This is a genomic window from Methylotenera mobilis 13 (genome assembly GCF_000384255.1).
GTDB lineage: Bacteria > Pseudomonadota > Gammaproteobacteria > Burkholderiales > Methylophilaceae > Methylotenera > Methylotenera mobilis_B.
Window position 1 is genome coordinate 157,841 of sequence record NZ_KB913035.1, and the last position, 23,659, is coordinate 181,499.

The following is a 23,659-nucleotide window of genomic DNA, read 5'->3' on the forward strand; positions in this document are numbered from 1 at the left end:
ATTGCGGCCCACAGCGGACATTCATATTGTAGATTTAGCAGAGCCTAGTTTTGAAACTGACCTGGAAAAGGAATCACGAGATTTTTTTCTAAAAACTCAATGAGAACTTTCGTTTTAGTCGGTAAATGTCTACGGGAAGGATAAACTGCATATAACGTTTGGTCTCTTCCTGGTGCAAATTCTGGTAAGGCTAGAACGAGTTCACCCGCTTGCAGCTCTCTATGCGCTTGCCAATAGCAAATCATACCGAGACCTAGACTATCTTTAACCGCCTCTATTAAAGCTTCGCTATAGTTTGTTTGAAAAGTGCCACTCACGCGCTGATGTATGATTTTTCCACCAGCTTTAAATTCCCAGTTGTAATTTTCGTTTAAAACAATGCAGTTATGATTGGCCAAGTCTGCAGGTGCAGTCAAAGGCGGAGCTTTGGTAAGATATTCTTTGGTGGTACAGAGCACTTCGGGCGACGGGCCTAACTTTTTTGCTACCAGCGTAGAATCGCTCATTTGGGTGCCACGAATAGCCAAGTCTATTCCTTCCGCCACAATATCCAGCACTTTGTCTGAAAGCTCAAAGCTAATTTTTATTTTTGGGTATTGCTTCAGAAATTTCAGCATCAAAGGCGTTAAATAAAGGCGGGCAAAAGAGGCTGATGCTGTGATGCGAATTAACCCTGCGGGCTCAGTTTTTTCGCCCCAATCCATTTCATAATCATCGACTGTTTCTAATAAATGCTGCGCTTGTGAATATAGTCGATGCCCCTCATCCGTGTGCTGGATAGTTCGGGTAGTTCTATGAAATAAGCGTACGCCGAAATCCTTTTCGATTTGTGTTAATCGTTTACTGATTACCCCTGGTGTAGTCCGGTTTAATCCAGCGACTAAGGTTAAGCTTTTTTTCTCAAATATTTGTACAAATATCCGCAAATCATCTAAAGAATTAAACAAGTTGACTCCACCTATTATTTCCAAAAAAGCACAAATAATATTCTATAACGAGCATTTATTCCAATATAAAAACAAGTCATCATGGCGTCTAACTTGAGGAGATCCATATGTCAGTGACCAACATGAGTGATTACGAAGCCATTACTAGACTAGTTCAGCATTATATTGATGGTGCGGTTTCTGGAAAGGGAAGTGATATGAAACCTGCCTTCCACGACGATACCACAATTTTTGGTTATGTTGGGCCGGACTTATTTGCAGGCCCGATTCAAGGTCTTTACGATTGGAACGATGAAAACGGACCAGCCAAGGGTTTAATTTTTCGTATTGCGAGTATTGATATTGTCGATACCATCGCAAGTGTGCGCGTAGAAACAGATAATTGGACCGGACATCGATTTACAGATTTTTTTAACGTCTTGAAGTTAGACGGAGAGTGGAAAATCATGAATAAGATATTTCATTTACACCAGTAATTTCCCAACATACAAACCCGGAGGCAATTATGGCATCGTTATACTCACCAGAACATCGTGCATTACAAGAGGAATTTAATACAACGAAATTAGCCGATTTATTGGATAACGGTTGGATACACGAAAAGATTTCCGAGGATGAAAAGAATTTCATTAGTAGTCGCGATATGTTTTTTCTTTCAACTGTTGACCCTCATGGTATGCCCACGGTTTCTTATAAAGGTGGACCAACGGGATTCGTAAAAGTGTTAGATGAGAGTACTTTGGTATTCCCCGGCTTTGACGGCAACGGAATGTTTTATTCAGTTGGTAACATTGAAGCGCAACATAAGGTTGGCATGCTTTTTATAGATTTTGAAACACCGCATAGAGTCCGTGTACAGGGCACAGCAAAGTTAATAAGAAAACATGAACTGATGGAGGAGTACACAGAAGCCAAATACTTAATCATGATCAGCGTCACTAAAATCTGGGTAAATTGTCCACGCTATATTCATAAATACAAAAAAATCGACCAATCCAAATATGTACCTGAGCCTTGCAAGGTTACTCCCATACCCACATGGAAGCGTCTGGATATTGTGCAGGATGCAATAACTCCTGAAGAAAAAGCGATCGCTGAATCACAAGGGCTTGTAGACATTAATGAATACGAAGCGAAGGTGAAACGTGGGGAAGGTTAATATTTTGAACAGCTGTGAATAAAGTGCATGACTGCTTTGGGCCGATAGATGAAAGCTAAAAACCTTAACTTAACGGCAGCTTTGTCCCCCTAATATGCCGAAGACGTATCAATCCGCAAAGCGGACTACCAAAACTCAAACTTTGTGGACTTTTAGGAAGAGTGGACAGAATCTTGGTGCTTTACAACTTTTTACAACAGACAAACTAAACCCGCTCAAAGATGGTCGGGTTTATCATTTAACTGAATGCAGCACTAGTCTCTTGAGGAGTTTAATTGCCGGCGTTCCAAATGTGAGTGCGAGCTACCCACTTACCATTTGTATCTTTCTTAAAAACACTAGTCGTAATGCCGCTGTAAGTGACTGTTATACCATCCTTTTCAGCACCACTTGCGCTCCACTTTGCGACCTGATAAAGCGTTTTATCATCACCATCAACGGTGACTATTTCCAATTTATGATTCTTCAAACCTGCTTCAAAAAAACTTTTAAATAAATTCTGAATCTCTGCACGTCCAGTCAGAACTTTGCCGTTGCCTGGGGAAAGTACAGCGTTTTCTGCATATAAACTCGCAAGTGAACTCGCATCTGAATTATTAAAGGCTTTATTCCAAGTATTGTTTAATGACTCTACCGTTGTTTTGGCAGTCATTTCTTCAGCAAACGCAATACTTGTTGTTACAAGGCTAAAAGTTATTATCGCGAGTGTGTTTTTAATCAGTGATTTCATATGGGGTAATCCTTAATTGAAGTGTAAAAAACCATGAAATAAATATTTTTTCATGTCGCTTGCAGCTAATTTGTCCAAGCATCATTAATAACAGAATTTAGCAGTCATCAACTGAAATAAGAAGATGAGCCAAACTCTAGTTAGGCTCATTATAGTTAGCTGGCTAACTAAATGCAAATTTAATCTTTCAGCTTATGTATTACTTTTCTAAGCATTAGAAGCACTTTATTTCTTGCAATAACTTAGCTGTTAACTACTTTTTGATAACACGCATTAAAAAGTCGCTAAACTTAAACTGTGATTGAAAAAACCTTAGGAGATTTTTATATGGAACACAACTTGGACTTCCTAGAATATCGTAAACGTTTTTTAGTTTCCGTTTTGTAACTTTTCAAACATCATCGGGCTCAGTTGATTGAGGTGACTGTTCCGACGTTTTCGATTATTGAAGCCAAACATAAGCACTTTCTACCCATTTTCCCAAAAAAGCTTCCAAGTTTTGCACGCGATCAAATGAATATATGTGCTCTCTGGGACTTTCTTTACATCTACCAACAACTCTTTTTGAATCGCCACTAGTTTACTAGACACCTTTGAGCCGTAATAATGGCAACTTAAAAAGGTGTATAAAATGAGTGCGAAACGTTATCCAGAAGAATTCAAATTAGCAGCAGTGCGTCAAATCACAGAAGGTGGATATGCAGTCTCCGAGGTGGCAAGACGCCTTGATGTGACAGTAGATAGCCTTTATGCATGGGTCAAGAAATATGGACCAGATGCTGCGGCCTATCAAACTAAAAACGCAGAGCAAGCTGAGTTAACTCAACTGCGCAAAGAGCTAAAGCGCGTCACAGAAGAACGTGATCTGTTAAAAAAAGCCGCGGCATACTTCGCAAAGCAGTCCGAGTAAGATATGCCTTCATTAAAGACCACCGGGACTGTTGGCCGACAAGATGGCTTTGCCAGATGTTAGAAGTGCATCCCAGCGGCTTTTATGCCTGGTTAAAACAGCCACATTCAATACGCTATAAAAATGATCAACGCCAGACAGGATTGATTAAGCTGAGTATTCCAGTCAAAGGAGCCATCTGTAATTGTTTCAAAATAGCCACTAATAATTATCTTACTGAGCCAATTATTCATTGATCCGCAAAATACTGTCAATGTCGCATTAGCGGGACAAAGCGGCCGTTCAGTTGAGTTCTTCTGACTTCAGCAATCGGCCCATTTCAGTCATACCAAAAACAAAGCTGGTCAGCAGCAATGGAGGACAAAGCTTTCATTCACTTAAAGTTTTAATATTTCTACAATTGGCTTAAAGCTTATCTTCATAAAAATTTACAGAATTTTATATAACCAAAGAATCTCATACTCATGAGAAACATAGCAGATTTTGAATTTTCAGTTATTAAAAATTTATCATTCGTCGTCATCAAACAAATTCATATTAGATTCTTAGCATAGTAAAACGGATTTTTATATTTCAGTTAGACGACTGGTCTAATCTATGCAATAATGCGCTTATGGGTAACAAACTTCCAACCACAAAATCTAGTGATACACGTCAGCAAATTTTAGACACAGCCAAGGATATCATCCTAGGCAAGGGCTTTGCTGCTGTCGGCCTCAACGAAATACTCTCTGCTGCAGGGGTGCCTAAGGGGTCGTTCTATCACTATTTCAAATCCAAAGAGCAGTTTGGCGACGCATTGCTGGAAAATTACTTTGACGATTATTTGCAGATGTTAGAACACTTACTCAAAGATGACGGCAGTTCAAATTCCAGCCGACTGCTCAAGTTTTTTCAATCATGGTTGGACACCCAATCTAGCGACGCCACAACAGATAAATGCTTAATTGTTAAATTGAGCGCAGAAGTGACCGATCTCTCCGAAGCTATGCGTATTACGTTAAAAAACGGTACTGATCGTGTCATCGCGTGTCTTACCAACTGCTTGCAAGAAGGCATCCGCAAGGGCGAATTTCCTGCCAATCTAGATGTAAGTAATGTCACCGCAGAAATTTATTATATGTGGATTGGCGCTACGCTTTTGACCAAAGTCAATCGCACACGCGCTGCTTTAGAGTGCGCCATGAATGCTACGAAAATAAGACTTGCACTTAACTAAGCCAATTCTTTTTATTTGGCACAATACTAGCCGACTGGTCTAATAATTTTAATGTTTAAGGAGTTTTTATGCTGAATTTTGAATTTTATAATCCCACACGAATTGCTTTTGGCAAAGGCAAAGTCGCGGAAATTGATAAGCTGATACCTATTAAAGCCCGCGTATTAATTCTGTACGGCGGCACTAGCGCAAAAACGAATGGCACTCTGGATGAAGTTAAAGCCGCACTGAGTGAGCGTCACGTCGAGGAATTCAGCGGCATCGAGCCTAATCCAACTTATGAAACACTCATTAAAGCTGTTGCCCAAATCAAAGCCAACAATCTTGATTATTTGCTAGCAGTCGGCGGTGGCTCGGTGATTGACGGTACCAAGTTTGTCGCAGCATCGGTATATGCTGAGGGCGATCCGTGGGAGATTTTGCTCCAGCGCGGTGCAAATGTTGAAAAAGCCATGCCTTATGGCACGGTGCTGACATTGCCTGCTACAGGCTCTGAAATGAACGACGGCTCAGTAGTCTCGCGTATTGAAACATCATCCGGTTTGCAGGATAAGCTCTATTTCAGTAGTGAACATGTGTTTCCACAGTTCTCTGTACTCGACCCAAGCAAGAGTTTCACCCTGCCTCCGCGTCAGTTGGCAAACGGCGTGGTAGATGCATACACCCATATCATGGAGCAATATCTGACCTACCCCGTTGGCGCCCGCGTGCAAGACCGCTTTGCGGAAGGACTGTTGCAGACGCTGATTGAAATTGGCCCGAAAGTTCTTCAAAACCCACAAGATTACGAATTGCAAGCCAATTTCATGTGGGTGGCCACGCTAGCCTTAAATGGCTTGATCGGCTCTGGTGTGCCAAGCGATTGGGCGACGCACATGATTGGCCACGAAATCACCGCACTGCATGGTTTGGATCACGCACAAACGCTAGCTATCATTTTACCGAGCATGCTCAGCCTGCGTCGCGATGCCAAGCGTGCCAAGCTACTGCAATATGCCGAACGCGTTTGGCATATCAGTGAAGGTACGGAAGATGCGCGTATTGAAGCGGCCATTCAGAATACCCGATCATTTTTTGAGAGCCTAAATGTACCAACGCGATTATCTGCCTATGACATTAGCGCAGATGCCATTCCTGCCATGCTGTCACAGCTGGAAAGTCATGGCATGGTCGAGCTCGGTGAACACAAGGATGTGACGCTGGATAAGAGCAGGGAGGTGCTGGAAGCAAGTATTTAGATTATTAAAGCGGATAAAGTGTGACAGCACATATCCAAAACCTTCGTGTTATTTTTATTAGGAGTGATCATGAACAAGAAATTAGCCCTGTATGTACGTTTGAATGCAAAGCCAGGAAAGGAAGCGGCACTGGAAGCATTTCTGAAATCCGCACTGCCGCTGGTGGAAAACGAGCCGGAAACCGCTACCTGGTACGCACTCAAATTTGGCCCTGCCACTTTTGGCATTTTTGACACCTTCAGCGACGAGCATGGCCGTCAGGAGCATCTTAGCGGCAAGATCGCCGAGGCGCTGATGGCGAATGCCGCAGATTTGCTAGCCGAGATGCCAGTGATCGAAACCGTTGATTTACTGGCAGTCAAGGGTCAGACTTAAAACAGTTTTTGGCTAAGTATATAGCTCTTCCCCTTACTATTTCCAGCCTACACTGGCACATCATTACCCTCCCTTTTTTTAGATGTGCCAGTATTTTTTTATAATGGAACAGAATGTTTACCCCTAATCCAAATCAATCACCGACAGCCAACCGTGGATGGCAGCGTGTGTTCCAGCGCGGAAAACTGACCTTGGGTATCATGTTCCCTATCGAGGCCTTTGAGCGCGATCAGCCAACCATGCACAACCAAGTAGTGCTTGCGCAGTTTGCTGAAAAATCCGGTTTTGCCAGCCTAGCCTTCCGTGATGTGCCGCTTAAAGACCCGAATTTTGGCGATGTCGGCCAGATATTCGACCCGTGGGCTTATCTCGGATATATGGCCGCGCAAACCTCAGAAATCGCATTGTTAACGGCGTCCATCATTCTGCCATTACGTCACCCGATTCATATTGCCAAAGCCGCCGCCAGCATAGACCGTCTATCCAATGGCCGATTGTTAATGGGTGTTGCAACTGGTGACAGAGTGGTGGAGTTTCCGGCCTTTAATGTAGATTTTGAGTCGCGCGGTGCGATGTTTCGAGAAGAAATCGAGTTGCTCAAGATTTATTGGTCAGAGTACTTTCCGCAAGTCAGTAGCAGCTTCGGCCATCTGCAAGCTGCCGATGTGATCCCCAAGCCAGTCGCTTCACATGTACCCTTGCTTGTTACTGGCCACAGCCAGCAGGATTTGGGTTGGATAGCGCGCAACGCCGACGGCTGGATAAGCTACCCTCGCAATATTGAGGCACAGGCGCAAGTGGTGCAGCGCTGGCGAGATTCAGTGGAGGCAGAACTACCAGGACAGTACAAACCATTTACACAGTCTTATTTTATTGATCTTGCCGACAGCCCGAATGAAGCAGCAACGCCTATTCATTTAGGTCACCGACTCGGCAGGAATGCCTTGCTGATGCATCTGCGTGCTAGCAAACGCATTGGTGTAGATCACCTCATTTTCAATGTCAAATATGGCAAACGTGCAGCTGACGAAGTGCTGCAGGAACTGGCAGAGTTCGTGCTGCCAGAATTTATGTGACATATAAGCGCAGGCGAGGATGCCTGCGCCACTAAAACAGGAGACACCATGAAAGCCGTTGCATTAACCAGATATTTACCTATCAGCGATCCTGAATCACTGATGGATGTCGAATTACCGAGACCCGTGACAATCGGTCGCGATCTTTTGGTGAAGATCCACGCCATTGCAGTCAACCCTGTCGATACCAAGGTGCGTAAGCCTAAAGACAAGTTGGAAATAACACCCAAGGTTCTAGGTTGGGATGCCGCTGGTGAGGTGGTCGAAGCCGGACCAGACTGCACGCTGTTCAAGCCTGGCGACAAAGTATATTACGCTGGCGACATTACGCGCTCAGGCTGTAATGCCGAATACCAGCTCGTAGATGAGCGTATCGTCGGCCACATGCCACAGAGTTTGAGTTTCGACCAGGCAGCCGCTTTGCCGCTGACTGCGCTGACCGCATGGGAGGCACTATTCGACCGGCTGGGCATTGCACTTGATATAACGCAAAACCGTAATAAGAGCTTGCTTATCATAGGCGGCGCTGGCGGGGTGGGTTCTATTGCAATCCAACTCGCGAATAAGTTGGCGGGATTGACCGTGGTAGCCACGGCATCGCGCCCAGAGACCGTAACATGGGTGCAGGAATTGGGCGCACAGCACGTCATCAATCATCAGCATGACCTGGTGACGCAAATACGCGAAATCGGCATTCCCCAGCCTGATTATATTTTCTGTTGCAACGATACCGATGGCTATTTTGTTGTCATGGCCGAGCTCATCAAGCCGCAAGGCCGCATCTGCTCGATTGTGGAAACCGCACAGCCGGTAGACCTTAACTTGCTAAAGAACAAAAGCGCGACTTTCGTCTGGGAGTTGATGTACACCCGATCTATGTACCAGACGGAGGACATGATTGAGCAGCACCATATCTTGGATCGTATCGCACGATTAGTAGATGAGGAAGTACTTGCATCTACGCTCAACGAAACACTGTCTCCTATCAACGCTACCAACTTGCGTAGGGCGCACGCGCATCTCGAAGCCGGTAGCACCATAGGTAAGATCGTATTGAGCGGCTGGGCTTGATTTCCACACTATTTTTTACATCATCAGGAGATAAAAATGTCACGTATCGTCAGATTCTACCAAACCGGTGGGCCAGAAGTATTACAGATAGCAGATGAACAAGTCGCCGCACCAGGCAGGGATGAAGTGCAGATCAAGGTGCAAGCCATCGGTCTCAATCGTGCAGAAGTCATGTTCCGCAATGGTCAGTATTTGGAAGCACCGATACTGCCAGCGAGGCTGGGCTATGAAGCGGCAGGCATAGTCAAAGCAGTGGGAGGTAACGTGACTGAGTTCAAGATAGGTGATGCGGTCAGCACAATCCCAGCGTTCTCTCAGAATCAGTATGGTGTTTATGGTGAGTTGGCGAATGTGCCTGCATTTGCCGCGGTAAAGCATCCACCATCACTTTCCTGGTCAGAAGCAGCCTCCATCTGGATGCAATATATGACTGCCTATGGCGCATTGGTGGAGTTTGCCGATACCAAAGTCGGTGAGTTTGTGCTGATTCCGGCGGCATCAAGCAGCGTGGGTGTGGCAGCTATAGAGATTGCCAATCTGCTGGGTGCTATTCCCGTTGCTTTGACGCGCACCAGCAGCAAGCGCGAGGCTTTGCTCAAGGCCGGTGCCAAGCATGTGATTGCGACGGAAGAACAAGACCTGGTGACCGAAGTGAACCGCATTACCAATAATAAAGGTGCACGCGTGGTGTTAGATCCGGTTGGCGGGCCGACCATCAGCAAACTGGCAGAAGCGACAGCCCAAAGCGGCATTATTTTCCAGTATGGCGCGCTAAGTACAGAGCCGACGCCATTGCCGCTGTTCCCCGTGCTCGCCAAGCAATTAACCATACGCGGGTATACCCTATTTGAAATCAGCACTCATCCTGAACGCATGGCACGCGCCAAAGCCTTCATTGTGCAAGGGTTGACTGAAGGCAAGCTGAAACCGCTGGTGGCCAAAACCTATCCGCTAGCGCAGATTGTCGAAGCACACCGCTATATGGAATCCAACCAGCAGATCGGCAAAATTGTGGTGACAGTTTAGCACTATTAGCAACTGCATAGGCGCTTTGCAGTCGGTTGGGCAGTCACGTTTGAGTGCCGAAATGAAGCCTCCACGATGAAAGTATACAAACATAGAATCTGGGGGCGTTAATGGTGGATTTTGTTTAGCAAGCTCACCCTAACCCTTTAGCGGGACGCCTGACGGTGCTCATGCATTCAACTGTTGAAGGTCAGTTAAGGGACGATTAGAGTCGGTTATTCTAACAGCTCATATAATTCTAAAGAGAAAGTCAGCTTAATCCTGTCTACTTTCAGTTTAAGGATATTAGGAGTATTTGAACTGCTATTTTAACTTTATTCCGGGATGGGGTTTTATGAAGGTCGAAAATGGATTCCGCGATGACATTCTGACTGTATCAGCAATCTTAATTCTACTTTTTATTTATGAGCATATATGACCCATAGCTGAACTTCATATATATATTCAAAACAACTCTTCACATTTATGCATTTAAATGTGACAATGTATGCAACTTAAATTAAAGAGGCATATATGAACGTATCGTCATTATTTGAAAAAGTCCAATTAGGCGACTTGTTTTTACCCAATCGAATTGTATTACCGCCACTAACTCGCTGCCGTAGCTCTCAACCGGGAAATGTGCCAAATGAATTAATGGCAAGTTACTATAAACAACGCTCTACTGCAGGTTTTATGGTTACAGAAGGTACACAGATTGAAACACGTGGGCAAGGCTACGCTTGGACACCAGGCATACACTCAGAGGAGCAAATAGAAGGTTGGAAGAAAGTAACGAACGCTGTACACGAAAGTGGTGGAATTATTTTTTGCCAACTTTGGCATGTTGGCCGAGTATCCCATTGCGAGTTACAACCAAACGGAGATGCACCAGTAGCACCATCAGCCATTCAAGCTAAGTCTGTAAAGGTATTCATCGAGACTGGACCTGGCGAAGGTGCTTTGGTTGAACCAAGCATGCCTCGTGAACTGACAACCGAAGAAGTTAAAGAATTAGTTAACTTATATCGTCAAGCTGCTAAAAACGCAAAGTTGGCTGGATTTGATGGCGTTGAACTTCACTCAGCTAACGGTTATCTGCTAAATCAATTCATATCTGAGCATACGAATCACAGAACTGATGAATATGGTGGCTCGCTACCCAATAGACTACGCTTTTTAAAAGAGGTAACTGAAGCTGTAATCGAAGTGTTTGGGCGCAATCGAGTAGGTGTACGATTCGCTCCACTGTTTGCTACCACTACAGAAGACCGAGTTTACCTTGGCCTAGTAGAAAGCAATCCTCATGAAACCTACATTTGTGCTGCTAAAATGTTGAATGACCTTGGGATCGCTTATTTATCAATCGCAGAGGCGGATTGGGACAACAGCCCAGACTTGCCTGAAACATTTAGAAGTGAATTACGTAAAACATTTGAGCGTGCGATAATCTATGCGGGTCGTTATAGCGTACAAAAGGCACTAACAGTAAATTCAAAAGGCTACGGTGATTTATATGCATTTGGTAGAGCATTCATCGCAAACCCAGACTTACCGTATCGAATTCAAAAAGGATTATCGTTGAATCAGGTCCAAAATGATACCCTTTACGGTGGTGGCGAAGCAGGGTACATTGATTATCCATTCAGCACACAATTATCAACTTAAATAGTGGGCTTTCCCACTGGCAATAAGGTGAGAGTAAGATGGATTTAAATGAAGCATTAAAAATGCTAGCTAACCCGACAAGACGTGCAATATTGGCTTGGTTAGCTAATCCTAATGAGGCGTTTAAGGACTACACACAACTTTACCCATACGAGATGTATGGGGTGTGTGCAAGCTTGATTCAGGACAAGGTTGGGCTATCGCAACCTGCCACATCATTATGTTTGAAAGCGTTGCAAGATGCGAACTTGGTCGAATCAACTAAGGTTGGTAAATGGACATACTACAAACGTAACTCGACGGTGGTAGAGCAAGTTTTAGCTACCTTACGTGAAGTATTAAGTGAATAGTGAGGTTGTTATGTCTAGCGGAACTCTAATCAATCAAATAGACCAAATTAGCTCAAATTTGAATGACTGCTATGGGCCGATTATCGTCACTCAATGAATTTCTTTTATTAATCGAGGATGATTTTTGGCAATAAGAATTAATGGCATTTTTCATGAAATGATTCAGTCGCTATTATTGAAAATCAATAATTTGAAGATTTTTATATACAATCATGAGATAACCTCATAATATTATGAGGTTATCTCATGATTGTATAATATGAACTACATTGAATTCCGCCGACATCTTGGTAAAGCAGGTATTACAGTTGAGAAATTCTCAAGTCTGATTGGCGTAAGGGCAAACTCTGTTTCCAACTACTCCAAGAAAGAACAGGTTCCAGCTCAGTATGCAATTATTGCAATATTGATGGGCGAAAGTGTAGACCGTGGTATAGATGTCATAGCCATGCTTTCTAAATTTGGTATTAGATTTCAATCATCAAGAGAGGGAAATATTGCAAATATCAATGATTTTCGTATTTCTTCAAATAAAAGTGAAATTTAAGCATGTTAGATGAGTTAGCAATCAAAACAGCAGTTATCGATCAGTTATATCTGACCGGATCATTAGATGATGCAGTCTTAATCAATGAGATGGTGGTAGCTAACTGGAGTAGAAGAACGGACTTGACCGTTGTAAATGGTAAGTTGCATGCCTTTGAAATCAAAAGCGACTTTGACAATCTTAATAGACTACAGGGTCAAGTAAGTACTTATTTAAGTAGATTTGATAAGGTAACTGTTGTCACCACTACAAAATTTTTATCTGCAGTTAAAGACTCTCTTCCTCCTAACGTTGAGTTATGGGAGGTAACAGAGTTGGATTCAGAGAAATATATTCGCATTGTAAAAAGAGGAAAAACTCAATTAATTACTAATAAGAGAATATTATGTGGCTTTCTTCACAAGCCTGAATTGGTGGCATTTTTGAAGCAAAATAATATAATTTCCTCTACAGAAACATCTCGAGAGAATTTAATTTCGCAATGTGAATCACTATCAAGTTATAAACTAAGGCAGTTTGTTTTATGCTCCCTCAAGCATCGCTATAAAGATACATTCAAACAATTTCAGGCAAAGCGAATTGATAAAACTAAAGTTGACGACTTGTACGCACTTAGTAAAAAAAGTTTATTAAAAAAAGAATATAAAGAAAACAATATTATTAACATTTCTAATTCAGCCCCACAGAAAAATATTAGATTTCTGGATATGCACTTATTAGAATTGAAATATGGTATTCAAGCTGACAGCATTCAGAAAACAGTTTTACTTAGAAAAGTAAGTTAAAAATCTTCATCTAGTGCATCCATTACAGACAACTCTAGCTGCTTCTCAATATGAATATTTACTCGTGCTGCTATCCATTTCGAGCGTACTTTCATACCATTGTTATTTCCGCTCGCTACATTAATAATTTTTTTACTACCCCAATAATCTTCGTCTAAAATTTCTGGATATTTCATTGTCAATGCTTTTGCTGTTTCGATATAACCATCGCCGTCTAGACCTGGTCTTCTTTCTATTGCCCATGCATCAAATAATGGGTATTCAATCTGCGGAGTATATTTACCACCTGTAGCAACATACACTTTTGAATGAATTGAACTATGATCCCCATATATAGCAGCATCTACACCTATCGCTTGATGAAGTTCCCGCTCTAATATATTAATAATCCCACTTTTCCTATCGCTATTCACATCCAAAAAAGGTGTAACTGTTGATGGATAGCTAGTCGAGATAATTGTTATTATTGCTTCTGGTATCTCATCTCGAATTTCATTGATAGCCGCTACGCAAGCAGCGATAGAGGCTGCCATTGTTTCTCGAATATATCCTGCATCTATAATGATTAATGCATTTTCTGGAGAGTCCATCGCAGAAATAGCGTTAATTACCTTTGTAGTATCGTTTGTATAATCAGTTATACGAAAAGCGACTTTGTTTAAGCCTATTGTCTCTAAAAGTCTTGTTTGCCTTATGATTTGAGACTGCTTAGCTTCTTGTACTATTTGTATTGTAGGGATGAAATTACTATGTGATTTAATGAAATCGCACCAAGATTTAAAGTTGCTATCTGGATTCAACAAATTTTTCAGTTCATTATTTTGATATAAACTTTCCCTGGTCAAATCAACAATACAAGGACGATCTCCCACCGCAGAAATTAGCTTTCCAATTGACTCTGCCAATCCCTCAGCTTTTGGCCATGCACCTAAAGTCATTATTGGTACTAGTTTATTTTTTGTTAACTCTCTTAACTCACTGTATCCCTCAATTTCAGCAGGCCTTGTTCTTAACGCAGGGTAATATGAGAAATCATCAAATTTAATTTTCATTTGTTAAACCTTCTTGTTTAGGTTTTCTTGGCGTAGCTGTCTTTAGAGATTTAGATGCCAAAAACTCACTAATTGATATCAATCTTTCCTTTTCATTCTGTAACTCAACATTCTTTTCCGTTAATGTAATAAGTTGATCAGCATGCTTTTTCGTTAATGTTATAAGCTGCTCAGTCTGAGATGCTACTAATTTGATAAGTTTTGAACCCACCCATATTGAAGCAACAGTAGTTAATATTGCAGCACCCCACCCAGAGATAGCTAAATAGTAGGCATTCGGATTAGTTGCATATGAAAAATAAAGAGTTAAGCCAATTCCTGCTAAACCCGTTATAAAGCCACCGATTCCGAACCACATACCAAGAATAGTCGCTGAATCTGTATCAATTTTATTCATTAATTTTTCAAATTTCGCTACTTTTAATTGGTCAGGTTTACTAAATATTTACAGCTCAACTATTTACTTATGATTCTGCTACACCAAATCATGGTTCAACTTATGGGGTCTTTAGTTGCAGCTTATGAGGGCAAACTTGCAACTTATGGGGTCGCTTACAAACAACCCTTTCAAAACAAATTATTAATAATCAACCGCACTTACTCTCACCACAATTCAAGCAAGTCAAACAACCATCCATAATAATGCTCGCTTTGGTATTACACTTCTTACAAAGCTGCGCACCTTTTGGGAAGCCTTCTTCGTTTACTTCTTCGCCTGATTTAGCGTGCTTTTCTAGGTACTCTGCTTTTTTCTCTTCTACCAATTTTTGTTGGTGTTCATCTAAGCCTGGCTTTTTAAGCATGCCGATTTCTTGTAGGTGTTGTTCTACCACTTCACCAATTTCGGCCACTAGGCTAGGGACAAACTTACCACCTTTTTTGAAGTAACCACCGCTTGGTTCAAATACGCTTTTAAGCTCTTCTACCAAGAAGGTCACATCGCCACCTTTACGAAACACGGCTGACATCACGCGTGTTAGCGCAACAATCCATTGAAAGTGCTCCATGTTTTTGGAGTTAATAAACACTTCAAACGGGCGGCGGTGCTCTTGTGGCGTGCCTTCGTTCATCACGATATCGTTAATGGTGATGTAAAGCGCGTGCTCGGTGACTGGGGTTTTAATTTTGTAGGTGTTGCCTACCAACTTCTCTGGGCGGCCTAGTGGCTCACCTAGTTGCACAACGTTAGTGGTGGCTTCTACAACTTTAGCTTCGGCAGCTTTCGCTTTGTCTTCTTCTGACACTAGGTTGTAGCTAACGATTTTTTTATCAATTTTAATAGTCATTTTGTTTTCCTTTTGAGGGTTGCCCTCACATTTATCCGCTCTTGTTTTAAGCGTTGCGTGTGCAGTTAAGACAAGGCGTGTTTAAATTTTTTACCGGAATGTACAAGTAGTACATGAGGATTAAAAATTTAAACACAACGCCGTATTAACAAACAAAGCAGCTTAAAACTTGCCGTAGTAGCCTTCTTTCAATGCATCGTATAAATTCGCTGCACTGTGAATCTCACCATCATATTCAATCTCATCATTACCTTTGGCTTCAATCTCAGTGCCGTCTTCTAAAGTAAATTTGTAAGTAGTACTTTCTAAGTCTTTTTCTGTCACCAATACACCTTGGAACGCTTCAGGGTTAAATCTGAACGTTGTACAACCTTTTAAGCCTTTATCGTATGCGTAGAGATAGATGTTTTTGAAGTCTTCAAAATCATAATCTGTTGGCACGTTAATGGTTTTTGAAATTGAGCTATCAATCCATTTTTGTGATGCAGCTTGAATATCCACGTGGGCTTTAGCCATGATGCTAGAAGAATCTAGGAAGTATTCTGGTAATTGTTCTTCTGGCTTGTCGCTAAATGGCATTGCATTTGGGTTGATTAACTCGCGGTAAGCTAATAACTCATAAGAGAACACATCGACTTTCTCTTTTGATTTTTTACCTTCACGAATCACGTTACGTGCGTAGTGGTGCGCGAATGATGGCTCGATACCGTTACTTGCGTTATTAGCTAGTGATAATGAAATAGTACCTGTTGGTGCGATTGAGCTATGGTGCGTGAAACGTACGCCTTTAGTGGCGATTTGGTTACGCAAGCCTTCTGGGAACTGTTGCATGTAGCGGCTGTATTTACCCAACAATACTTTACCTGCGATTTTTTGGCCAACTTTAATGCCGTCTGCTGCCATTTCTGGACGTTTTGCCAGCATATCTGCGGTGACTTCAAATTTCTCATCCATGATCGGTGCTGGGCCTTTTTCTTCAGCCAATTGCACGCCTACGCTCCAGCCTTCTTCAGCCATCACGCGCGTCACTTCTTCTGTGAACTTGATTGACTCTTCTTCACCGTATTTCATTTTCATCATGGTGAGGCTAGAACCTAAACCTAAGTAACCCATACCATGACGGCGTTTACGCATGATTTCATCGCGTTGTTGTTGTAATGGTAGGCCGTTGATTTCCACCACGTTATCTAGCATACGGGTGAAAATCGCGACCACTTCGCGGTATTCTTTCCAGTCGAAGTAAGCTTCATCGGTAAATGGTTTTTTCACAAAACGGGTGAGGTTAACTGAACCTAACAAGCATGCGCCATAAGGTGGTAATGGTTGTTCGCCACATGGGTTAGTTGCGCGGATGTTTTCGCAGAACCAGTTGTTGTTCATTTCGTTCACGCGGTCGATCAAAATAAAGCCTGGCTCAGCAAAATCGTAAGTGGAGGACATAATCACATCCCACAAACGGCGTGCCTTAATGGTTTTGTAGACGCGGCATGCAACTTTGCCTGCATCTACGCCATCTGTTTTAGTCAGGTATTTACCCTTGATTGGCCACTCGCGCCATACTACTTGGCTTTCGTCATTGGTATTTAAAGCATCAACAATCGCTTCTTTTTCTGTCACAGGGAATGCTAGTTTCCACTCAGCATCGGCTTTTACTGCCTCCATGAACTCTTTAGTGATCAGGCATGACAAGTTAAATTGGCGTAAACGGCCATTTTCACGTTTTGCTTTGATGAAGTCTGTCACATCTGGGTGTGAGATATCAAACGTTGCCATTTGCGCACCACGACGGCCACCCGCAGAAGACACGGTGAAACACATTTTGTCGTAGATATCCATGAAAGATAATGGGCCGCTGGTGTAAGCACCTGCACCCGCGACAAACGCACCTTTTGGACGCAAAGTAGAGAACTCATAACCAATACCGCAACCTGCTTTTAGGGTTAAGCCTGCTTCATGCACTTTGCCTAAAATATCATCCATACTGTCTGAGATCACGCCAGAAACTGTACAGTTGATGGTAGAAGTGGCTGGTTTATGCTCCAAGGCACCCGCGTTAGAAGTAATACGGCCTGCTGGAATAGCGCCGCGACGCAATGCCCATAGGAATTTCTCATGCCATTCAGCACGTTTTTCTTCTGTGGTTTCTACATCTGCTAGCGCACGTGCTACGCGTAGATAAGAAGCGTCCATGTCTTGATCAACATTTTCGCCCTGCTTAGATTTCAAACGGTATTTTTTATCCCAAATATCCAATGAAACAGGTTGAATTGGAATCTCTTTTTCAACCTCTGTGTTTGAATTCTTAGCAGTATCTACAGCTTTTAGCATTATTTAACCCTCTTATTGGTAGACTTAAATCAATGATAAAACAATGAGATAAGTCTGTATTATTTAACGGCAGCGCAGTGAAAGATGGTAAGCACACACTAACTTTACCACACCTTTAGAACTACATGACAACCACTATATATTGTGTTTTTTTAGTAATTTAATCATTCTGTAGTGGTAGGTCAAGCTGTTTTTGAATAAATATTTTTAACAAAATAGACAGATTTCTCTTGCGAAAAATCAACACCGCACTGGCGTTGGCTTAGCGCAATTGCTAAATAAAATACGCAGCAATTCACCTTAAAAAACCAGATGAAATAAACTGTGCGAAAATACAACAACTCTATATTGCAACTGCATCACACTCACATACAAAATGACGCGTTATCTCTACACTTGCTTGTTATCTATACTGCTGCCATTCACGCCGCTTAAACTACTTTGGCGCGGGAGAAAGCAACCTGAATACTTAGCGCATTGGCGTGAGCGTTATGGTTTTTATCATACGCCAGTGCAAGCACACGTGATTTGGCTGCATTGTGTTTCTGTGGGCGAAACCCGCGCGGCAGAGCCTTTAGTCAACGCATTATTATCTCAATATCCACAGCATCAAATTTTACTGACGCATACCACCCCAACTGGCCGCGCCACTAGTGAGCAATTGTTTGGAGACAAAGTAACTAGAGTTTACTTACCTTATGATGTGCCATTTGCCGTTACCCGTTTCTTAAGACACTTTAAGCCTAGTATTGGCGTATTAATGGAAACGGAGCTTTGGTTTAACCTAATTGCTGGTTGTCATCAACGCCACATTCCTTTAGTGCTTGCCAACGCGAGGCTCTCAGAGAAATCTGCCTTAGGCTATCGCAAGCTGGGCAAAGTGCTCACAGAAGGCTTGCAAAGCTTAAGCAAGATTGGCGCACAAACAGAGGCCGATGCTACGCGCCTAAATCAATTAGGGGCCACTGAGATAACCATTACCGGCAATATCAAATTTGATGTCGCTCCGCATGAGCATGCGCATGAGTTAGGCGAAAAACTACGTAAACAATTAGGGGCTACACGCCCTGTGTTTTTAGCGGCCAGCACGCGCGATGGGGAAGAGGCCTTAATCATTGAAGCAGTCAGCAAGGCTAATATCCCGAACTTGCTCACCATGATTGTGCCTAGGCACCCGCAGCGCTTTGATGAAGTAGCTGAGCTATTAAGAAAATCTAATCACTCATTCATACGGCGCAGCAGCATGAATGATGAAGCCGCTGATTTCAATCGTGTGAATTATCTACTTGGCGACTCTATGGGCGAGATGTTCACCTACTACGCGAGTTGTGATGTAGCGTTTATCGGAGGCAGCTTACTACCATTGGGCGGACAAAACCTGATTGAAGCATGTAGCATGGGGAAACCTGTCTTAGTGGGGCCACATACCTTTAACTTTGAAGAAGCGGCACAAATGGCAGTGATCGCGGGGGCGGCTGATCGCGTGCAAAATGTAGAAGCGTTAAGCACAAAATTACAGCAACTATTTGCAAACGATGAACAAAGGCAAGCCATGAGTGTAGCAAGCCTTCAATTTAGTGAACGTAACCGTGGTGCGACGGAAAGAACTTTAAACCTGCTTAGACCATATATTTAAGGTGAATATTAACGCCAAAATATGCGTAATTTAAGACTCGCGTCACTAGTATTAGCGAATCAGCTTACTCATCGCCTTAAATGCATCGCCTGAAGCCACACCTAGCCATTCAAACACTAAAGACTCAGTGTTGGTAATCACACAACCTGCGCTACGCATTCTTTCGATGGCGTTCGCTTTATTGGCTGGGTTGCGTGAAATGATGGCGTCTTCTACCACAAACACTTGTTTACCCGTGCTCAGTAAATCTAGCGCTGTTTGTAAAATACAGATATGCGCTTCCATCCCTGCCAGCACTACTTGTGAATGATCACGCGTCAAATGTCGATTAAACTTAGGCTCAGCTACACAGGAAAAAGTGATTTTTTCAACCGGTGGCTGTTGAATCAACGAAGCTAGCTCAGGCACTGTAGGCCCCAACCCTTGTGGATATTGCTCAGTGACAATATAAGCAACATTGAGCATATTGGCCGCTTGCAACAAGATGCTGCAGTTTTTAACCACTGCTTGCATGTCAGCCACAGGCATCACAGCCGCTAGCTTAGCCTGCACATCCACAATGGCTAACTGGCTTAATGTAACGCTCGCTTTTTGAGTGGTATATTGCACGTTAGCGCGCCCCTACGATGACCAGCTGTTGATTAATATCTGCCAAATCAGGCTCTGCTACAACACCAGAGATCGCTTTAAGACGAATGATGTTCACTAAGTAACTATAGCGCGACTGTAACAAATCACGTTTAGCACTAAATAACTGTTGCTGTGCATTCAGTACATCGACACTGGTACGCACACCAACCTCATAACCCAATTTAGTCGAATCTACTTGGCTTTGACTAGAAATCAACGCTTGCTCGTAAGCTTTTACTTGGGCAATGCTGGAGCTTAAGTTGAGATATGCACGCTGCGTTTCTAACTCTGCACTGCGACGTGCGATCTGTATATCATCTTGCGCTTTTTGCTGATTAAGCACCGCTTGGCGCACACGCGAACTGACGGCTCCACCTTGATACAACGGAATCTCTAACTGCAAACCAATGGTGGAGGTCTTTAGCTCACTACCTAACCCATTGGCACTGCCATTGGCATAGTTATTGGTATAGCTCGCTACCGCATCTAATGTAGGCAAATGCCCTGCTCTTAAACGCTCTACTTCTTGGGAAGAAATAGCCAGTGCATCCTGCTGAATCTGAATGTTCAGGTTATTCTGTGTGGCGACTTCTAGCCATTTATCTAAGCCTTGCGCTAGGCTTGTGGTGGCCATGTCCGCTTTTACTGTAGCAAGCTTCTGCGGTGCTTTGCCTGTAATCGCCTGCACGGCATGCTTGGCAATTTGGTGCTCGTTAACAGCGGCTATTTCCTGTGCAAACACTAAATCAAAACGTGCCTGCGCTTCATTAACGTCTGTAATCGTAGCTGTACCAACCTCAAAATTAGCTTTAGCCTGCTCTAACTGGCTTAAAATGGCGGCTTTCTGCGCAACAATTAACTCGATTTTGTCTTGTGCCAATAACACATCAAAATACGCTTGCGTCACACGTAGTATCAAGTCTTGCTTACTCAAATTCAGCTGTTTATCGGCCTGGCTAACTTGCACTTTGCTTTGGTCGATTTGGACTAGACTATCTTTACGGTAAATCGGCTGACGCGCCTGCACACCGTAGTTGTAGCCCTCAAAATTTGAGCGGCCTTCAGCCCTAAATGGATTAAACCCAGTTAAAAACCGAATATCGGTTTGGGTAGCATTGGCGCCCGCATTTAAAGTAACCGTAGGACGATATAATGCCTTGGCTTGCTCTATTGCCTCTTGCGCGGCCTGATTAGCGCTTAATGCTGACGCTAATGTAGGGTCATTTTCCAAAGCCTGCTGATAAACCTCAATCAATGAGTACGCTTTTTCGTCAGCATGTGCATAAGAGACAAATGCTGACAATAACAACGTCAGTTTGATGAAGAGTTGAGGGATTTTGAGCATATTAGCGCTGAATCAACACCGTACTAAAAAGCAAACTTAGTGGCCTGTGGTGCGTTCTCTAACACCGGTAAGCAAGTCTCAAATATCGTTTCATGACGATATGAGCCTTCACTTACGCGCTCTGTCACAGTGGCTTCCATCATTGGAGAGTCACCAACTACTGCAAATAAACGACCACCTACATTTAACATTTTTTCAGCCGCAACAGGGCGTAACGGCAATGAACCAGCAAATACAATCACATCGTAAGGAGCGGCAACATCAAAGCCATTCACCGCATCACCTACATAAAGTGTCACGTTGTGGATACCTTGCGCTTGTAAGCGATATTGTGCGGTGTTAGATAGCTCTGGGTAAATTTCAACCGCATATACATGATGCGCTAAAGTAGCCAATAATGCGGCTAGATAACCACTACCAGTCCCTACCAATAACACTTTATCGGTCTTTTTAATATTTAAGGCTTGAAGAATACGCCCTTCCAGCTTTGGCGATAACATGGTCTGGCCCTCACCTATCGGCAACTCAACATCGGCAAAAGCTAAGCCTGCCTGAGATTCAGCCACAAAATTCTCGCGTGGCACTGCATCTAACACAGCTAACACGACTGGGTCTAGCACCTCCCAAGTGCGAATTTGCTGTTCAATCATGTTAAATCTAGCCTCACCTACGTTAAATTTGGCATTAAATTGATCAGGTGTATGCTGTTCTACTGTTTTTGCTGTTTGTGTCATGTTGATTACTCTATCGTGTTTTATTGACGGTGTTTTATTTAATGCTAATTATAGCGCAAGTGCTTATTGGCTAAGGTACTTTTACGCTAATCCATACGGTTTATCAGGCAAGTAAAAAGCCCGTAACAAGGCGAGTAGCACAATGATGAGTGAATCTAGCACACTCATCGCCGTATCCTAGCTAATCCCATATTGACTCAGCTTATACCATAAGGAGCGCTCACTAATTTCTAACACCTTGGCTGCCTTGCTTTTATTACCATGCGTCAATGCCAATGCTTTCACAATTAACTGCCGTTCCAGCGCCTCAACCGAACTAGGTAAAGACAGGGCATTTGCCGCTGGTGCATCGTCAGCATGCTTTGTGGGTGTTAGTCCATCGGCGTCAAAATTAGTTGCGCTTAATGCCGCTGAGTGATTTAACATTTCTGCAGGCAAATGCTCTGGCTGAATCATTTGATTACCACTAATAATCGCAGCGCGCTCTAGTACATTTTCTAACTCTCGCACATTACCCGGCCAGTTATATTGCATCAGCAGTTGAATCGCTTCATCTGATATCGCCACACGACGTTTAGCTAAAAAATATTCTGCGAGTGCTTCAATATCAGATTTACGCACTCTAAGTGCAGGTAAATCAATACGGAAAACATTTAATCGGTAATATAAATCCTCACGCAACTTACCATCTTTAATCGCCGCAAGCGGGTTACGGTTGGTCGCCGCAACCACGCGAATATCCACAGAAATTGGGCGATTACCTCCCAAACGTTCGATTACATTCTCTTGCAGAGCTCGCAACAACTTGGCCTGTAGCTGCATAGGCATTTCAGTCACTTCATCCAAAAACAAAGTACCGCCATCAGCTAACTCAAACTTACCAATACGCTCTTTAACCGCGCCAGTAAACGCGCCTTTTTCATGTCCGAATAACTCAGACTCCAGCATCTCATGCGGAATCGCAGCACAGTTAACGGCAACAAATAATGCATTATTACGTGGTGAAGCCGCATGAATTGCACGTGCAACGACTTCTTTACCGGTACCCGTTTCGCCCGCAAGCAATACAGTCGCTTTTTCTGGTGCGACTTGTCGAATAGATGCCGTTAATTGCTGCATCACTGGGCTGTTGCCGATTAAGCCAGTATTCACTGACTTTTCTTCACGCAAGAACTTGTTTTCCACGACCAGACGAGAGAAAGATAAAGCACGTTTAATGGCGAGCTCTAGCTCCTCCAAATCAAAAGGACGCAATATATAATCTGATGCGCCGCTTTTCATTGCTTCGATCGCTGATTTAATCTCACCCTGTGCTGTGACAATAATGACAGGGAGCTCGGTATCTGTTTTACGAATTTCCTTTAGCAACTGCAAGCCATCCATGCGCGGCATGTGCAAATCAGTCACCACGCAGTCAACTTTTTGCGCCTGAATGACCTCTAATGCTTCGCGACCGTCTCTCGCTGTTAATGGTTGATAGCCTGCCTGACGCAGGCTAATCTCTAGTAGACGAAGCATGCTAGGCTCATCATCCACCGCTAATATATATTTAATACTGTCTGACATAA

General features: G+C 43.1%; 23 protein-coding genes and 1 pseudogene. 14 read left to right on the forward strand and 10 right to left on the reverse strand.

The window, feature by feature from the left end; all coding sequences use genetic code 11:
* Nucleotides 1-44: 44 nt before the first annotated feature.
* A complete protein-coding gene (locus A391_RS0100780; RefSeq protein ID WP_019896694.1) occupies nucleotides 45-947 on the reverse strand; it encodes a LysR family transcriptional regulator in 903 nt (300 codons plus the stop codon).
* 107 nt (nucleotides 948-1,054) lie between these two features.
* On the opposite strand from A391_RS0100780, the gene A391_RS0100785 reads away from it, so the two are divergent.
* Together A391_RS0100785 and A391_RS0100790 are read left to right on the forward strand one after the other, a co-directional pair.
* Entirely contained in the window at nucleotides 1,055-1,423 is a 369-nt protein-coding gene (locus tag A391_RS0100785; RefSeq protein WP_019896695.1) for a nuclear transport factor 2 family protein, read from the forward strand.
* 29 nt (nucleotides 1,424-1,452) lie between these two features.
* Entirely contained in the window at nucleotides 1,453-2,106 is a 654-nt protein-coding gene (locus A391_RS0100790; RefSeq protein ID WP_019896696.1) for a pyridoxamine 5'-phosphate oxidase family protein, read from the forward strand.
* A gap of 271 nt (nucleotides 2,107-2,377) precedes the next feature.
* Here the strand turns inward: A391_RS0100790 and A391_RS0100795 are convergent, their stop codons facing one another.
* Entirely contained in the window at nucleotides 2,378-2,836 is a 459-nt protein-coding gene (locus tag A391_RS0100795; RefSeq protein WP_019896697.1) for a YybH family protein, read from the reverse strand.
* 631 nt (nucleotides 2,837-3,467) lie between these two features.
* Between A391_RS0100795 and A391_RS14535 the strand changes: the two are divergent.
* The 11 genes and pseudogenes from A391_RS14535 to A391_RS13570 all read left to right on the forward strand — a co-directional run.
* Nucleotides 3,468-3,943: pseudogene (locus tag A391_RS14535) on the forward strand (transposase); the annotation flags it as partial.
* 416 nt (nucleotides 3,944-4,359) lie between these two features.
* The gene (locus A391_RS0100810; protein ID WP_019896700.1) at nucleotides 4,360-4,965 is read left to right on the forward strand and encodes a TetR/AcrR family transcriptional regulator; all 606 of its coding nucleotides are present in this window, start codon (nucleotides 4,360-4,362) and stop codon (nucleotides 4,963-4,965) included.
* Nucleotides 4,966-5,033: 68 nt separating this feature from the next.
* Nucleotides 5,034-6,203, forward strand: a complete 1,170-nt coding sequence (locus A391_RS0100815) for an iron-containing alcohol dehydrogenase (RefSeq protein WP_019896702.1) — start codon at nucleotides 5,034-5,036, stop codon at nucleotides 6,201-6,203.
* 69 nt (nucleotides 6,204-6,272) lie between these two features.
* Nucleotides 6,273-6,578, forward strand: coding sequence for a putative quinol monooxygenase (locus A391_RS0100820; RefSeq protein WP_019896704.1), 306 nt, complete (start codon nucleotides 6,273-6,275; stop codon nucleotides 6,576-6,578).
* A 113-nt stretch (nucleotides 6,579-6,691) separates the two neighbouring features.
* Complete coding sequence (locus A391_RS0100825) at nucleotides 6,692-7,654, forward strand: LLM class oxidoreductase (RefSeq protein ID WP_019896705.1); 963 nt, start codon at nucleotides 6,692-6,694, stop codon at nucleotides 7,652-7,654.
* Between the two features lie 48 nt (nucleotides 7,655-7,702).
* On the forward strand, nucleotides 7,703-8,725 hold the full coding sequence (locus A391_RS0100830) for a zinc-binding alcohol dehydrogenase family protein (protein WP_019896706.1): 1,023 nt from the start codon (nucleotides 7,703-7,705) through the stop codon (nucleotides 8,723-8,725).
* Nucleotides 8,726-8,761: 36 nt separating this feature from the next.
* Complete coding sequence (locus A391_RS0100835; RefSeq protein ID WP_019896707.1) at nucleotides 8,762-9,751, forward strand: zinc-dependent alcohol dehydrogenase family protein; 990 nt, start codon at nucleotides 8,762-8,764, stop codon at nucleotides 9,749-9,751.
* A gap of 513 nt (nucleotides 9,752-10,264) precedes the next feature.
* Nucleotides 10,265-11,398 carry an alkene reductase gene (locus tag A391_RS0100840; protein ID WP_019896708.1) on the forward strand — a complete coding sequence of 378 codons (1,134 nt, stop codon included), beginning with the start codon at nucleotides 10,265-10,267 and terminating at the stop codon, nucleotides 11,396-11,398.
* A 38-nt stretch (nucleotides 11,399-11,436) separates the two neighbouring features.
* Nucleotides 11,437-11,748 (forward strand): ArsR/SmtB family transcription factor, encoded by a 312-nt coding sequence (locus A391_RS0100845; RefSeq protein ID WP_019896709.1) that lies wholly within the window; start codon nucleotides 11,437-11,439, stop codon nucleotides 11,746-11,748.
* A gap of 259 nt (nucleotides 11,749-12,007) precedes the next feature.
* Nucleotides 12,008-12,295, forward strand: coding sequence for a hypothetical protein (locus A391_RS0100850; RefSeq protein ID WP_019896710.1), 288 nt, complete (start codon nucleotides 12,008-12,010; stop codon nucleotides 12,293-12,295).
* Nucleotides 12,296-12,297: 2 nt separating this feature from the next.
* Nucleotides 12,298-13,080, forward strand: coding sequence for a sce7726 family protein (locus A391_RS13570; protein ID WP_019896711.1), 783 nt, complete (start codon nucleotides 12,298-12,300; stop codon nucleotides 13,078-13,080).
* Here A391_RS13570 and A391_RS0100860 read toward each other — a convergent pair.
* The 4 genes from A391_RS0100860 to A391_RS0100875 form a co-directional block, all read right to left on the reverse strand.
* Entirely contained in the window at nucleotides 13,077-14,132 is a 1,056-nt protein-coding gene (locus tag A391_RS0100860) for a beta family protein (RefSeq protein ID WP_019896712.1), read from the reverse strand. The two genes, A391_RS13570 and A391_RS0100860, sit on opposite strands and share 4 nt — an antisense overlap.
* On the reverse strand, nucleotides 14,122-14,529 hold the full coding sequence (locus A391_RS0100865; RefSeq protein WP_019896713.1) for a hypothetical protein: 408 nt from the start codon (nucleotides 14,527-14,529) through the stop codon (nucleotides 14,122-14,124). The genes A391_RS0100860 and A391_RS0100865 overlap by 11 nt, the downstream gene beginning before the upstream one ends.
* Before the next feature lie 190 nt (nucleotides 14,530-14,719).
* Nucleotides 14,720-15,418 (reverse strand): NrdJb, encoded by a 699-nt coding sequence (locus tag A391_RS0100870; protein ID WP_019896714.1) that lies wholly within the window; start codon nucleotides 15,416-15,418, stop codon nucleotides 14,720-14,722.
* 162 nt (nucleotides 15,419-15,580) lie between these two features.
* On the reverse strand, nucleotides 15,581-17,746 hold the full coding sequence (locus A391_RS0100875) for an adenosylcobalamin-dependent ribonucleoside-diphosphate reductase (RefSeq protein WP_019896715.1): 2,166 nt from the start codon (nucleotides 17,744-17,746) through the stop codon (nucleotides 15,581-15,583).
* Nucleotides 17,747-18,122: 376 nt separating this feature from the next.
* On the opposite strand from A391_RS0100875, the gene waaA reads away from it, so the two are divergent.
* The gene (gene waaA / locus A391_RS0100880) at nucleotides 18,123-19,382 is read left to right on the forward strand and encodes a lipid IV(A) 3-deoxy-D-manno-octulosonic acid transferase (RefSeq protein ID WP_019896716.1); all 1,260 of its coding nucleotides are present in this window, start codon (nucleotides 18,123-18,125) and stop codon (nucleotides 19,380-19,382) included.
* Nucleotides 19,383-19,433: 51 nt separating this feature from the next.
* Here the strand turns inward: waaA and A391_RS0100885 are convergent, their stop codons facing one another.
* The 4 genes from A391_RS0100885 to A391_RS0100900 all read right to left on the reverse strand — a co-directional run bounded on the left by A391_RS0100885 (nucleotide 19,434) and on the right by A391_RS0100900 (nucleotide 23,657).
* Nucleotides 19,434-19,991: an isochorismatase family protein gene (locus A391_RS0100885; protein WP_019896718.1), complete on the reverse strand. Its 558-nt coding sequence runs from the start codon at nucleotides 19,989-19,991 to the stop codon at nucleotides 19,434-19,436.
* 1 nt (nucleotide 19,992) lies between these two features.
* Nucleotides 19,993-21,357: a TolC family outer membrane protein gene (locus A391_RS0100890; protein ID WP_019896719.1), complete on the reverse strand. Its 1,365-nt coding sequence runs from the start codon at nucleotides 21,355-21,357 to the stop codon at nucleotides 19,993-19,995.
* A gap of 23 nt (nucleotides 21,358-21,380) precedes the next feature.
* On the reverse strand, nucleotides 21,381-22,091 hold the full coding sequence (locus A391_RS0100895; RefSeq protein ID WP_019896720.1) for a protein-L-isoaspartate O-methyltransferase family protein: 711 nt from the start codon (nucleotides 22,089-22,091) through the stop codon (nucleotides 21,381-21,383).
* A gap of 177 nt (nucleotides 22,092-22,268) precedes the next feature.
* Nucleotides 22,269-23,657 (reverse strand): sigma-54-dependent transcriptional regulator, encoded by a 1,389-nt coding sequence (locus A391_RS0100900; RefSeq protein ID WP_019896721.1) that lies wholly within the window; start codon nucleotides 23,655-23,657, stop codon nucleotides 22,269-22,271.
* Nucleotides 23,658-23,659: the final 2 nt, after the last annotated feature.